The 13,213-nt window shown below is 63.5% G+C and carries 14 protein-coding genes; 5 read left to right on the top strand and 9 right to left on the bottom strand.

Annotation, left to right across the window (positions count from 1 at the left end):
- Positions 1-26: 26 nt before the first annotated feature.
- Positions 27-386 (top strand): zf-TFIIB domain-containing protein, encoded by a 360-nt coding sequence (locus ACIQT2_RS16615; RefSeq protein ID WP_400335005.1) that lies wholly within the window; start codon positions 27-29, stop codon positions 384-386.
- Here ACIQT2_RS16615 and ACIQT2_RS16610 read toward each other — a convergent pair.
- A complete protein-coding gene (locus ACIQT2_RS16610; protein ID WP_400335007.1) occupies positions 383-958 on the bottom strand; it encodes a hypothetical protein in 576 nt (191 codons plus the stop codon). The genes ACIQT2_RS16615 and ACIQT2_RS16610 overlap by 4 nt on opposite strands.
- 9 nt (positions 959-967) lie before the next feature.
- Positions 968-1,405, bottom strand: a complete 438-nt coding sequence (locus ACIQT2_RS16605) for a hypothetical protein (RefSeq protein WP_402948552.1) — start codon at positions 1,403-1,405, stop codon at positions 968-970.
- A 626-nt stretch (positions 1,406-2,031) separates the two neighbouring features.
- On the opposite strand from ACIQT2_RS16605, the gene dnaB reads away from it, so the two are divergent.
- Positions 2,032-3,417 carry a replicative DNA helicase gene (gene dnaB / locus ACIQT2_RS16600; protein ID WP_397324136.1) on the top strand — a complete coding sequence of 462 codons (1,386 nt, stop codon included), beginning with the start codon at positions 2,032-2,034 and terminating at the stop codon, positions 3,415-3,417.
- Between the two features lie 153 nt (positions 3,418-3,570).
- Here the strand turns inward: dnaB and ACIQT2_RS16595 are convergent, their stop codons facing one another.
- The 7 genes from ACIQT2_RS16595 to ACIQT2_RS16565 form a co-directional block, all read right to left on the bottom strand.
- Positions 3,571-3,945, bottom strand: a complete 375-nt coding sequence (locus ACIQT2_RS16595; RefSeq protein WP_402948549.1) for a VOC family protein — start codon at positions 3,943-3,945, stop codon at positions 3,571-3,573.
- Positions 3,946-3,988: 43 nt separating this feature from the next.
- Positions 3,989-5,032: a metallophosphoesterase family protein gene (locus ACIQT2_RS16590; RefSeq protein WP_402948546.1), complete on the bottom strand. Its 1,044-nt coding sequence runs from the start codon at positions 5,030-5,032 to the stop codon at positions 3,989-3,991.
- A gap of 177 nt (positions 5,033-5,209) precedes the next feature.
- Entirely contained in the window at positions 5,210-5,590 is a 381-nt protein-coding gene (locus tag ACIQT2_RS16585; protein ID WP_402948543.1) for a DUF1304 family protein, read from the bottom strand.
- A gap of 135 nt (positions 5,591-5,725) precedes the next feature.
- Positions 5,726-6,184: a ribose-5-phosphate isomerase gene (locus ACIQT2_RS16580; RefSeq protein WP_400335013.1), complete on the bottom strand. Its 459-nt coding sequence runs from the start codon at positions 6,182-6,184 to the stop codon at positions 5,726-5,728.
- A 10-nt stretch (positions 6,185-6,194) separates the two neighbouring features.
- The gene (locus tag ACIQT2_RS16575; RefSeq protein ID WP_402948539.1) at positions 6,195-7,934 is read right to left on the bottom strand and encodes a dihydroxyacetone kinase family protein; all 1,740 of its coding nucleotides are present in this window, start codon (positions 7,932-7,934) and stop codon (positions 6,195-6,197) included.
- A 41-nt stretch (positions 7,935-7,975) separates the two neighbouring features.
- Positions 7,976-8,749 carry an SDR family NAD(P)-dependent oxidoreductase gene (locus ACIQT2_RS16570; protein WP_397324129.1) on the bottom strand — a complete coding sequence of 258 codons (774 nt, stop codon included), beginning with the start codon at positions 8,747-8,749 and terminating at the stop codon, positions 7,976-7,978.
- A 28-nt stretch (positions 8,750-8,777) separates the two neighbouring features.
- Positions 8,778-9,620, bottom strand: a complete 843-nt coding sequence (locus ACIQT2_RS16565; RefSeq protein WP_402948536.1) for a sugar phosphate isomerase/epimerase family protein — start codon at positions 9,618-9,620, stop codon at positions 8,778-8,780.
- Positions 9,621-9,825: 205 nt separating this feature from the next.
- Between ACIQT2_RS16565 and ACIQT2_RS16560 the strand changes: the two genes are divergently transcribed.
- The 3 genes from ACIQT2_RS16560 to ACIQT2_RS16550 all read left to right on the top strand — a co-directional run bounded on the left by ACIQT2_RS16560 (position 9,826) and on the right by ACIQT2_RS16550 (position 13,160).
- On the top strand, positions 9,826-11,163 hold the full coding sequence (locus ACIQT2_RS16560) for an MFS transporter (RefSeq protein WP_397324127.1): 1,338 nt from the start codon (positions 9,826-9,828) through the stop codon (positions 11,161-11,163).
- 63 nt (positions 11,164-11,226) lie between these two features.
- Complete coding sequence (locus tag ACIQT2_RS16555; protein WP_397324126.1) at positions 11,227-12,120, top strand: transketolase; 894 nt, start codon at positions 11,227-11,229, stop codon at positions 12,118-12,120.
- 5 nt (positions 12,121-12,125) lie between these two features.
- Positions 12,126-13,160: a transketolase family protein gene (locus ACIQT2_RS16550; RefSeq protein ID WP_402948724.1), complete on the top strand. Its 1,035-nt coding sequence runs from the start codon at positions 12,126-12,128 to the stop codon at positions 13,158-13,160.
- Positions 13,161-13,213 lie beyond the last annotated feature (53 nt).

Here is a 13,213-nt window from a genome sequence, read left to right as displayed (position 1 = left end):
TGGGCTCCCGGGTCGTTGAGGCAGGCATGAAGTGTCCTGTTGATTTTGTTGACCTGGTGATGAGCGAACGCAGCGGCGTGGAGATCGACTACTGCCCCACCTGCCGTGGGGTGTGGCTGGATCGCGGCGAATTGGACAAGATCATTGATCGTGTCAACGGTGAAACCGGATCGCTGCCGCCGCGGTCGGCTGCAGCGCCAGCGCAACCTCCCATCGCGCCGCCTCCCATCTACAACCCCTTTGAGTCACGGCCCCGGTATGACGATCGGGAACGCCGTGACTACGACAGGCGCGATGACGACAGGCGCTATGGATCCAACCGCGACCAGTACGGGCGGAAGCGCAAGAAAAAGGAAGGGTTCCTGGGCGATCTCTTCGACTTCTAGTCGTCCAGGAGTTCAATAAACTCCCGGGCCTGCTTGATGGTGATGTCCGAGTGGCGGGTCAGCGCCAACGCTGCACCTTCCACGTCGCCGCTCTTGGCCAGAGTGCGGATGCGTCCGTAGATTTCGTCGTTGAGCATGTTGCTGCTGACCTCGCGGGTCACATCGCCTTTGCTGACGATTGCGCGGTACCTGTAGGGGAAGCGTTCCGGTTCATCGTCGTCGTCCGCCAGCAGGTCCTTTGCGGGTGCCTCCGGACGGAACGGCTGGGGGTGCGCGGCCAGGGCGCCCACGGCGTCCCGCGATGCCCGGAGGCCTTCGCCCGTGGCCTGCAGGTAAAGCTTGATGGCGGCCATACCCTGGCCTTGCGCGATCAGTGAGTACAGGCGGCGGTGCTGCTCTTCATTCAGCTTTGCTGCCGACTCCCTGGCAAGCTGTACCGGATCCTTGGGTGCCTTGGCGGCAGTCGTGTTGGCCTTGTTCTCGGCAGAACGCTTGGTGAAAGAGCGAATCAGGAGCAGTACGCCCACGATGACCAGGATGAGGATCACGAGGGGGATAAGGAGCGAATCCATGGCGTTTTGTCAGAGCCGATCTACGTAGTTCTTGGCGGTCATGAGGTCTGAGTGGGTCGCTTGTCGCAGCACCTTGATGGCTTGGATCTTTTGCCCGCTGCGGACCAGGTTTTGGATTTCAAAGGCCAACTGCGGGTTCAGCTGGCCGTTGGGAAGGACAGCAGCCTGGCTGCGGTTGGCGGGGCTGCCCGCTCCGTGCTGGGTGGTCTGTGCCCGGTTCTGGCTCGGTTGCGTGGAGGCTTCGATCCGCGCCCGCGACGCTAGTGCCGCCTGGACTTGGGACGCCTGGTGCGCGGCCGAGCGGGCCGCCAGCTCGCGTTGGTACCGCTCGGCGTCGGAGATGCCTGTCTCGCGGGGTCTGAGGGCTGCCGAGACGGCCCAGAGGAGACCGACCAGGACTACCAAAGGAAGGGCTGTCAGCAGCAGGTCGCCAAGGTTATTCCCCATGCCTAGAGCTTATGCCAGATCGCTGGTTATCCACAGCACATTCCGCACCTGGCATAGGCTTCCGAGAGGAAAGTGTCAAATTGGGGTGGGGCATGTAAGGCGCATCACATTTGAGGTATGTTTTTCGACGTATTGCACCCTGTGGGGGCGGGCTAGGGCTGGGCGTCTGTGGATGGTTATCCACTAAAAGTTTCTTTCTTCCACAGCTTGTGATGAGTGTTTTCGCAGGTCAGACGCCATTTACTGCGAAAAGAATTTCTCTATCCACAGGGTAACGCACAGACTGTGCACAACGAGCGCGGCTTATTCCACAGGTTATCCACAACCACGCTGGATAACCGGCTTTGTGCTTACGCAGAGCACCGCTAACGTGGCTGGGGTACCTCTTTCAGGATGGAATCGGTCCTCCCGGCAGCCCCCAGGCAGCGGCGCGCAAAACCGCTTGGGGATACTTCTGTGGATAAGTTGTGGAATTGCTGTGGGCCAAAAATGTCGGCCCCAGCCGATACAACAGGAGCACTCGGCTGGTCCGCAAGGCTCGGGCAAAACCATCCCAGGTCCACTTGCGCTTTACGCACCACTGAGGGACCCACATCTCTACAGCGGTACACATATGGAGGACGGCTTTGTCAGTAACGCATTTGGACTCAATCGAGGGCTCCCGCTCTTCCGAAGCGAGCCGCAAACCTCCCCAGGACATCGCAGCCGAACAGTCTGTTCTTGGCGGCATGATGCTGTCCAAGGACGCCATCGCCGATGTGGTGGAAATCGTTCGTGGGCACGACTTCTACCGTCCTGCACACGAGACCATCTATGAGTCGATCATCGACCTTTACGGCCGCGGCGAGCCTGCCGACGCCGTCACTGTCTCGGATGAGTTGACCAAGCGTGGTGAGATCAACCGCATCGGTGGTCCCGCCTACCTGCACGAGCTCATCCAGACAGTCCCCACCGCCGCCAACGCCGGGTACTACGCCGAAATCGTGGCGGAGCGCGCGGTGCTGCGCCGCTTGGTCAACGCCGGCACCAAGATCGTGCAGATGGGCTACGGCCAGGACGGCGAGGTTGAGGACCTGGTCAACCAGGCCCAGGCCGAGGTCTACGCCGTTGCCGAAAAGCGTACGGCTGAAGACTACGTGGCTTTGAAGGACGTTTTGGAGTCCACGGTGGACGAGATCGAGGCGTCCGGGCACCGCGGCGAAGGCATGGTGGGCGTCCCCACTGGTTTCTACGAGCTCGACGAGCTCACCCACGGCCTCCACCCCGGCCAGATGATCGTTATCGCGGCACGTCCGGCCGTTGGTAAGTCCACTTTTGCTTTGGACTTCGCCCGCTCCGCCGCAATCAAGAACAACATGGCCACCGTCATGTTCTCCTTGGAAATGGGCCGGAACGAGATCGCCATGCGTCTCCTGTCTGCCGAAGCCACCATCAGCCTCCAGGATCTCCGCAAGGGAACCATCAAGGACGAGCAGTGGTCCAAGATCGCCACCACCATGGGCCGGATGAACGACGCCCCGCTGTTCATTGACGACAGCCCCAACATGTCCCTCATGGAGATCCGCGCCAAGTGCCGGCGGCTCAAGCAGCAGCACGACCTGAAGCTGGTTGTCCTCGACTACCTGCAGCTCATGAGCTCGGGCAAGAAAGTGGAGTCCCGCCAGCAGGAAGTCTCGGAGTTCTCCCGTGCGCTCAAGCTGCTTGCCAAGGAACTCCAGGTGCCCGTCATTGCGCTGTCGCAGCTGAACCGTGGTTCCGAGCAACGCCAGGACAAGCGGCCCATGGTGTCCGACCTCCGTGAATCCGGCTCGATCGAGCAGGACGCGGACATGGTCATCCTGCTGCACCGCGAGGACGTCTATGACAAGGAATCTCCGCGTGCTGGTGAAGCGGACATCCTGATCGCCAAGCACCGTAACGGTCCCACCAAGGACATCGTGGTGGCCTTCCAGGGCCACTACTCACGCTTCGCCAACATGGCCGGCGATTCGGGCGGTGGAGGCGGGTTCTAAGGGGCGTTCACCGTTGGGAACAGTAATGCGGGAGTTATCTGGTCGAGGGAATCTTCGACTGCACGCCTTAAACAACGCGGGTCCGGCTCGTCATACCATCCGGAAGACTGCCAGACCCACTTCTCAGGGCTAATGCCCGTTGCAAGCTCTATCCTACCCCAGCTGCCTCCGCAGCAGGCAGAACTCGTTGCCCTCGGGATCCTGCAGCACGTGCCAGTGTTCGTCGCCGGTCTGCCCGACGTCGGCGGGCCGGGCTCCGAGGGCCAGCAGACGTTCCAGCTCGGCTGCTTGGTCCCGGTCCACAGGGTTGACGTCGATGTGGAGGGGCAGCCTTCCCGTGCGCGGATTATTGCTCGGGCTCAGGATGATAGTGGGCTGCAGCCCTCCGAAGCCCGCCTCCGGTGGGCCGATTTCGATGGCGCCATCCTCGCGGTCGAGCTCGACGTAGCCAAGGACGTCGCTCCAGAACTTTGCCAGCAGTTCCGGATCGGTGCAATTGAGGACCAGTTCGCTGATTCGGCAGGACATGGGAGCCAGTCTAGTCAGGCACACTCCATGCCCTGCCGCCGTGTCACGGGAACAGCGGAATCTGCACTTCCTTGATCGATTCGCTGCGCCGGTAATCGCGGGCCCTCACCACAACGCAGTCGTTGTACACCTCAACCTGAAGGCCACTGGCCTCGCGGCCGTCGAGGGCCCGCTCCCCACCCGTACCGTTGTCCTCCCACAGCGTCTGGATGGCGCCGGTGTTGATGACCTGGAAGCCCTGGAGGTTGCCGGTGCCAGGGACTGTCCGGCGAACCTCCCAATCAGCCAGCTGCAGCGCCCAGTGGGTGTGGGCCGTGAAAACGAACACGTTCTTGTACTTGCCGAGGATTCCCAGGAGCCGATCTGCCTGCAGGTAGTCCTTCTTGTACAGGTTGTTTCGGGTGCCGGAGACAGTATCGGGGAAGGGGTGGTGGGTGAACACCATCACGGGTTGTCCACGGCGGGCCCAGAAGTCGAGGCGCTCTTCGATCCAGGCAATCTGCTCCTCGCTGAGCCACACCTCATCCCACAGCTTTGCGTCGTGATAGTGCATGTACTTTTCGGTGCCCAGGATCAGCCCGGGCACACCCCCGAGGTCGATCTCCGTGTAGACCTTGTCGCGGCCGGTGAACCGGTAGAAGCTCTGGAAGAGCGAGGCTTCCGTGGTGCCGTTGGGCCACGTTGCTTGGGCCAGTGTGCTGGGGTTGGAGTACTTGGGAACATAGAACTCGTGGTTGCCGATTGACCAATGGACATTGGGGGCGTGTGCATTGGAGTCCAGCACCTTGCGTACAGCGTCGTACTCGAAGTCGTAGCCTCGCGGCGTGATGTCACCGTTGACTACCAAGCCGGCGCTTTGGCTGCGTGGGTTGGTGGCCTCGATGTCCTTGAGGGCGAGTTCGAAGTCGCCCAGGTCGCCTTGGATATCGCTGATGACGGTAAAAATGCTCGCTTTGCCGGATGGGCGGTTGCTGCCGTGTCCCTGTCCGGTGGCATGGGCTGGAGATGCGACGGCGGCGGTGGCACCGAGGGTCGCGAGGCCGGCGAGCGATGCGGTGATTGCGGAGCGGCGGCTGGGGGAGGCCATGGGGAGCCTTTCATTGGGTTCGGTCAGTTGACTCTCTGAAGCTAGGGAGAGCAGGTGAATCCCAAAGGAATGCCGGATGGCCGTGTTGTGTAGACAAGTTGAGGGATCATCGCTGATTGTGAGCAGTTTTGTTCAGTTCATTGACTGATCAGACCGTTCCCTTGTATAGACAACTTCCTAGTGAAGCAGCAGGTAAAACACGATTGCGAGCCCGGGAATCAGCGCCTGTCCAATGGCGCTTGTGAGCAAACTCTTCTCCGTGACCCACAGCCAAAAGCCAAGGAACACGTGGCTTGCGCAGCAGAACAGGACGATTGACGTTCCACCGGCTGTGCTGCCCGAGTTCACCATCCACAAGCCGACAGCCAAACCGACTCCGAACACGATGTTGTAGGCACCCACGTTCATGGCCCACATCCGAACGGCCCGGACATCCTCCGGTTTGATCAGGAAGATCCGGTGGAAGCGTTGATCGCCGTGAAAGAAGACCTCAAGTACTCCGACGCCAATCAGCGTCAGGGCGGTAACTCCGGCAAGAATCTGACTCACGAGGTTCATGAGCGTCCTCCAAGCCATGTCCGATCCGGCTGTTTCCGTGAAGGATACGCCCGCAGGGAATGGCCCTCAAGAACCCGGGAAAAGAGAAGGCCAGGCCCCACGCATCGCGCGGGGCCTGGCCTTCGGAACGGGGAACTAGCAGCCCTCGAAGTCGCTCAGCACTTTCACCTTGGCGGCGGACCCGGACGTGGGGTCGAACGCGTACCCGATCCATTCCTTGGCCAGGCGGCGTGCCAGTTCGACGCCCACAACGCGCTGGCCCATGGTGAGCACCTGGCAGTCGTTGGACAGGATGGAGCGTTCCACGGAGAACGAGTCGTGCGCCGCGGTGGCGCGGATGCCCGGGACCTTATTGGCGGCGATGGCCACGCCGATTCCGGTGCCGCAGAAGAGGATGGCGCGGTCGGCCTTGCCGTCGCGGATCATTTCACCTGCAGCGATGCCCACGTAGGGGTAGGGCTTGGTGAAGTCTTCATCGTCACGGTGGACTCCGATGTCGATCACTTCGGTGATCCGTGAATCGGCCTGGAGGTCCGCGAGGATCCGGTCCTTGTAGTCAACGCCGGCTTCGTCGGCGCCCACGATGATGCGCATGGTCATACTCCTAGTTGATGGCGGCAGTTGCGTGAACTGCGGTGAAGTGGGGTCCGACGGCGGCAAACACCATGGCGAGCGACGTCGCCCCGGGGTCCGGCGTGCCGATGCTCTTCTCGGCGAGGGGACGGGCGCGGCCCTTGAGTGGCCGGAGGTCGGCGGTTGCGGCGGCCGCGTCGGCTGAGGCGGCCGCAGCTGTTGCCCAGGCTTCGGAAACAGGTGATCCCGAGGCCACGGCGGATGTCAGGGAGGAAGTGAAGGGCAGCAATGAGTCCACCATGGTCTTGTCCCCGATCTCCGCCTTTCCGAGTCCCGTGATCCGCTCTGCGAAGGCCTGAACCGCTTGGGCGAGGTCGTCCGGCGTCGGGCTTTGCTCATTGCCCAGCCGCTCGCCAAAGGCGCGCAGCCCGGCACCCCATAGGACACCCGACGTTCCGCCGGCCTTGTCGGCCCACGCGTCGCCGCCGGCGATCAGCACGGAACCAGCACCGGCGCCTGCAGCAAAGGCCGTGGCTGCGGCCTCAAGGGCGGCAGCAGATCCGCGGACCATGCCACGTCCGTGGTCGCCGTCGCCCGCGATGGCGTCCATGTCGCCCAGCATCGACTCGGAGTCGCGGAGCAAGCCCGCGGTGGTCTCCAGCGCCGCGAGGCACTGGCCTGCGTAGGCGCGTGATTCCTCTGTGGAGGAGTAGTCGGCTGTGTCCACAGCAGCAGCTTCGTCCACAGCGTCTTCGGCAGCAGTGACGTCAAACCCGACGGAGCCGCGACGGTACGCCGGGGTCAGGGCCGGAGCCGTCCAGTACTCTTCAAGCTCTTCGTCCAGCCAGGTCAGCGTCAGCGAAACCCCGGCCATGTCCAAAGACGTCACCAGTTCGCCAACTTCGGGCATCACCAGCGTGTACCCGGCTTCGCGGAGCAGCGGAGCTACCGTGCGCCACAGGACAAAGAGTTCCTCGTTCTTGGTGGAGCCGAGTCCATTGAGGATCACGGCGACGCGGCCCGGCGCGCCAGCGGGGGCTTCGGCCAGTACGCGGCGCACCAGTTCGTTGCCGAGTTCGACGGCGGTGGGCAGCTCGGTGTCGAACAGTCCCGGTTCGCCGTGGATGCCCAGGCCCAGGCCCATGTGTCCCTCGGGAAGACTGAAGAGCGGCTGGTCAGCACCCGGGAAGGTGCAGCCACTGAAGGCGGTCCCGATGGTGCGGGTGTGATCGTTGGCTTTCCGTCCCAGCCGGACCACTGATTCCAGGTCCTGCCCGGCTTCGGCAGCGGCACCCATGACCTTGAAGACCACGAAGTCACCGGCAATGCCGCGGCGCTTCTCGATCTCGGACAAGGGAGCGCTGGCAATGTCGTCCGTGACCAGCACGTTCTCCGCACGGATTCCCTCGGCATTCAACCTTTCGCTGGCCATGCCGAAGTTCAGGACATCCCCGGCGTAGTTGCCGTAAGTGAAGACGACGCCTGCGCCGGAGTTGGCTGCCTTGGCCACGGAGTACGCCTGCTGGGTAGAGGGGGAGGTGAAGATGTTTCCCACCACGGCACCGTCAGCGAAGCCCGGGCCGATGATTCCGGCGAATGCGGGGTAGTGGCCGGAACCGCCGCCGGTGATGACGGCGACCTTCGGCGTGGAGGGCCTGTTGCGGCGGACCGCGCCGCCCTCAACCTGGCGGACAAGGTCCGAGTGGGCGTCGCAGAAACCAGCGAGGGCTTCGTCGGCGAAGTCGGCGGGATCGTTGAAGATTCTGGTCATGGTGGGTCCTGGTTCTGGAGTCCGGGCGAGGGGAGTGCGGACTAGTGGATGTGGCTGCCGCCGTTGATGTCGATGGTGGTGCCGGTGAGGTAAGCGGAGTCCTCGGAGGAGAGGAAGGTGATGACTGCGGCAACTTCTTCGGTGGTGGCGTTGCGGCCCAGCGGGATACCTGCGTTGATGGCGTCTTCCTGCTCCTGGGTGCTGCCGACCCGGATGTTGGTGTCCACGGCGCCGGGGGTGATGGCGTTGACCGTCACGCCGGTTTCGCCGATTTCACGGGCCAGGGCCTTGGTGAAGCCGAGGATCGCGGCCTTGGCTGCGGAGTAGGGAACCTTGCCGAAGACGCCGCCGCCACGCTGGGCCGAGACGGAGGACATGTTGACGATGCGGCCCCAGCCGTTGGCGATCATGTCCGGCAGGAAGGCCTTGGTGACCAGGTACGTGCCGGTGGCGTTGACGTCCATGACCTTGTGCCACAGCTCAAGCGTGGTTTCCAGGAACGGGACGGGGGAGGTGATGCCGGCGATGTTCGCCAGGGCGCCCACAACCGGCAGGTTTCCGGCGGCAACTTCAGCGGCAACGGCGGCCTGTGCCTTGGTGACGGAAGCTTCGTCGGCCACGTTGATCTCGTAGCCAAAGGCGGGGACGTTGAACTCGTTGGCGATCTCGGCGGCAACCTTGGCGGACTTCTCGCCGTCGAGGTCCAGAATGGCGATGCCCCAGCCCTGGGCTGCGTAGCGGCGGGCGGTGGTGAGGCCGATGCCGCGCTCGGAGGTTGCTCCGGTGAGGACGGCGGTGCGCTGGATGGTGGACATGATGCTCCTTGGGTGGTTTGAAGGGGTACTAGATGAGGTCTGAGATGAAGCTGCCGGCCTTGGCGGTGGCAGCCGGGCGCTCGTCGTGCGTGACGTCGCGGGTTTCAAGCTCCAGCGAGAAGTGGCCGGTGTAGCCGGCATCCCGGAGCTTGGAGAGGCCGCCGGCGAAGTCCGCCTGGCCGTTGCCGATGCTGAGGTTGATGTTCCCGGGCCCGGTTTCGGTTGCGGGAACGGCGTCCCGCAGGTGGACGTGTTTGATGCGCCCGCCGAACCGGTCAACGAAGTCAACGGGATCGCCGCCGGAGGCAACGATGTGGCTGAAGTCCATGACGATTCCGACGTCGGAACCGGCCAGGCGGTCTGCGAGCAGCTGCGCACGTTCGGTGTTCCAGCAAAGCCGGTAGTAGTGGAGGGACTCCGTCCACAACTCCACTCCAAATTCCGCAGCCCGGTCGGCCGCGTGGATCAACTGCGCAGCGACGGTTTCGATGTCTTCCTCGAGGCTCCTGACGGGCTCGTGGTCGATCGCACCGCAGGGGAGAACCAACGCTTTCGCGCCGGTCTTTGCCGCGAGGCTGAGCAGCATCTCGAGGTGACGTTCGCGCTTTCGCGAGGCGTCGGCGTCGAGCGTTGCGTTCAGGTCCCCGACGTCGCCGTTGACCGAGCGGACGCGCATTCCCGAGTTATTGACGACGGCGGCAACCGCCTCGACAGCCTCGGCGTCCAGGACGTAGGGAACATGGTCGCAGACGCCGGGGAGTGCCCCGAGGTCAATTTCCTCAAACCCCAGGCCGCCCATGGTCTCCAAGGCTGTTGCCAAGTCCTGGTGGCGGAAGCTGATCGAAGAACAGCCAAGTCGGTGATGGAACATCGTCGTTGATCCTCAAGTCGTGCGGTCCTCGCCGGAGAGGGCCTGTAGTGATGCAAACCACGTTACAGTCGTTAACTGTCAACAGTCAACCTTTGGAGTTGACTGTTGACAATGCTGGTGGTGTCGGTCACAGTTGACGTATTATGTTGACTGTCGACAGTGAGGTTGCGGAGAAGCACCCCACTCTTCGAAAGGGAAATAAGCAATGAGCAATGAAGCTCTGACCATGCGTGGTCCGGTTCACGGAACCAAAGAAGCTAAGCGCGTCGCCGTAGGATCCGGCGTTGGCGCAGTCATTGAAACCTACGACTTCATCGGTTTCGGCACCGCTGCCGCACTGTACTTCGGTACGGCGTTCTTCCCGGGCGCCGACCCGGTGACTGGTACGTTGGCCTCGTTCGCGACCCTCGGCGTCGGCTTCGCTGCCCGCCCGCTCGGCGGCATCATCGGCGGCCACCTTGGCGACAAGCTCGGCCGCAAGCCCGTCCTGGTTGCCTCCCTGATCCTCATGGGCCTGGCGACGTTCGCCATCGGCCTGCTTCCCACCTACCAGCAGGTGGGCCTCCTGGCGCCGGCACTCCTGGTGATCGTCCGCGTTATCCAGGGCCTGGCCTTCGGTGCGGAGTGGGGTGGCGCGATCCTCATGAGCTACGAACACGCACCGTGGCGCAAGAAGGGGCAATTCACTGGCATTGTGCAGGCCGGCTTCCCCGTGGGACTGCTGCTTGCCAACCTCGTCTTCCTGAGCAGCGTCGGCCTGGGCAGCGAGTGGGCGTGGCGCGTTCCGTTCCTGGCCAGCATTGTCCTGGTGGCCGTTGGCCTGATCATCCGCTCCAAGGTGCCTGAATCCCCGGTGTTCGAGGACGTCAAGACCAAGGGTGACATCGTCAAGTCCCCGATCGTCGAAGTCATCAAGACCGACTGGCGCAACATCGTCCGCGGCATCGGCCTCCGCATCGCCGAAACCGCCGGCTACGCAGTCTCCGTGACGTACATGATTTCCTACCTGCACAGCACCAAGCTCGCCGACAAGACCCAGACCCTGGTTGCCCTCTGCATCGCCGCCGCCATTGGTATCTTCGCCACCTACGCCTGGGGCAAGCTGACGGACAAGGTAGGCCGCCGTCCGGTCTACATCTGGTCCACCGCCTTCGCAGTGGTCTTCGGCATCCCGATGTTCCTCCTGGTCAACACCGGCCTGTTCATCTTCATCATCGCCACCATCGTGATCGCCTATGCTGTGTGCCAGAACTCCCTCGCCGGCGCCCAGGGTGCTTGGTTCCCAGAGCTGTTCCAGGCCAAGACCCGGTCCTCGGGAGCCTCGCTCGCCTACCAGATCTCCGCCATGGTTTCCGGCTTCACGCCGTTCATCACCACCCTGCTGTTCGTCAGCTTCGGATGGGTGGGCCCGGCCGCCCTGTTCAGCATCTACGGTGCGATCGGCCTCTGGGCTGCTGTCGTCACCAAGGAAACCTGGGGCAAGCGCGAGCGTCAGCTCGCCGAAGAAGCTGCCAACAACACGCCCCATTCGGTATCCGCCTAAGCACCCACACGACGTCGGGCGCGCTCTCCCCATCGGACCGCGCCCGTCTCCGGAAGGAAACCAATGACTCTCACTCCAGTCGAAACGGCCGCCCCCGCTGCGGAACGCGTGGACCGCATCAGCGCCGCCGCCTACCGAATCCGCCACCACGCCTTGAACATGGGCGAGGTGCAGGGCCAGGGATACGTCGGCCAGGCCTTGGGCGCAGCGGACATGCTCGCTTCTGTCTACTCCGACCAACTCAGCTTCCGGGCCGAGGACCCGCATTGGGAAGGCCGGGACCGGTTCCTGCTCTCTACGGGCCACTACGCGATCGGCCACTACGCGGCGTTGGCCGAGGCCGGCATTGTGCCAGTGGCCGAGCTTGAGACCTACGGCTCGGATGATTCCCGCCTTCCGATGTCCGGCATGTCCACCTACACCCCGGGCATGGAAATTTCCGGCGGTTCGCTGGGCCACGGCCTGACGATCGCCGTGGGTATGGCCCTCGGGTTGCGGGCGCAGGGTTCTGCTTCCCGGGTCATCAATTTCCTCTCCGACGGTGAACTCGACGAAGGTTCCACGTGGGAGGCAGCCATGGGCGCGCACCACCACCAGCTCGGAAACCTGACGGCGATGGTGGACATCAACGCCCTCCAGGCCGACGGCGCCACGAACACGGTGCTGCGCACCGAACCGGTGACGGAGAAGTGGGAATCGTTCGGCTGGTACACCCAGCGGGTGGACGGGAACGACGTCGGAGCGTTGCTGGCTGCGTTCGACAACATCGCCGGGCGCCGGGCTGCTTCGGGCGCTTCCGGCCAGCCGTCGGTGATCCTGTGCGACACGAAAGTGGGACGCGGGGTGCCGTTGCTGGAGGCCCGCGAGAAAGCGCACTTCATGCGCATCGAAGAACACGAATGGCAGATCTGCCGTGAGCAGCTGACCGCTGGATACGAAGGGACGGCCACGGCATGAGCTCAGTGACAACAACCACGACGGCGGCAGGCCCGGCCGCGGGCGGTTCGGCTTCGGCTGGGAAGCCAAAGCTGAAGACCTCGGCGATGATCGCCTCGTTCGCGGATCCCGGCCAGAAGACCACCTCCGCACCGTTCGGACACGCCTTGGTGGCCGCGGCCGCGGCCAATCCCAAGATCGTTGGCTTGACCGCGGACCTGGGCAAGTACACGGACATGCATATCTTTGCCAAGGCCTTCCCGGAACGGTTCTTCCAGATGGGCATGGCCGAGCAACTGCTCTTCGGTGCTGCTGCCGGCATGGCCGAGACCGGCTTGGTCCCGTTCGCCTCCACCTACTCCGTGTTCGCCGCTCGACGTGCCTACGACTTCCTGTGCCTGGACATCGCCGAGCCGAACCTCAACGTCAACATCGTGGGCGGCCTTCCCGGTCTCACCACCGGCTACGGTCCCAGCCACCAGGCCACCGAGGACATGGCGATCTTCCGCGGCATGCCCAACCTGACCATCGTGGACCCCTGCGACTCCGTGGACATTGAGCAGGCCGTTCCCCAACTGGCCGCATCCGATGGACCCACGTACCTGCGCTTGCTGCGTGGGAACGTGCCTACGGTGCTGGACGAGTACGACTACACGTTCGAACTCGGCAAAGCCAAAGTCCTGCGCGGCGGCAACGACGTGGTGTTTGTCTCCTCCGGGCTGATGACCATGCGCGCCCTGCAGGCGGCAGACGCCTTGGCCAAGCACAACGTGGACGTGGCCGTGGTGCACACCCCCACCATCAAGCCCTTCGACTCCGCCACCGTGCTGGCCGAACTCAACACCGACCGGCTCGCCGTCACCCTGGAGAACCACACAGTAGTTGGCGGTCTGTTCGAAACTGTTGCCTCCGCCGTCGTAAGCGCCGGCCTCGGCAAGCGCGTGGTACCCATCGCGCTCCCGGACCAGTTCCTCGACGCCGGTGCGCTGCCAACACTCCATGAACGTTACGGTCTCTCCGTGGACCGCATCGTCGCCAAGGTCCTGGCGGAACTCGCCTGACCGCGAAAGTCACAAGCACGGGGCGCGGAACCGGCGATACTGCCGGGACCGCG

It is taken from the genome of Paenarthrobacter sp. NPDC090522, from assembly GCF_044769225.1.
GTDB lineage: Bacteria > Actinomycetota > Actinomycetes > Actinomycetales > Micrococcaceae > Arthrobacter.
This window is presented reverse-complemented; position numbering and strand designations above follow the sequence as displayed.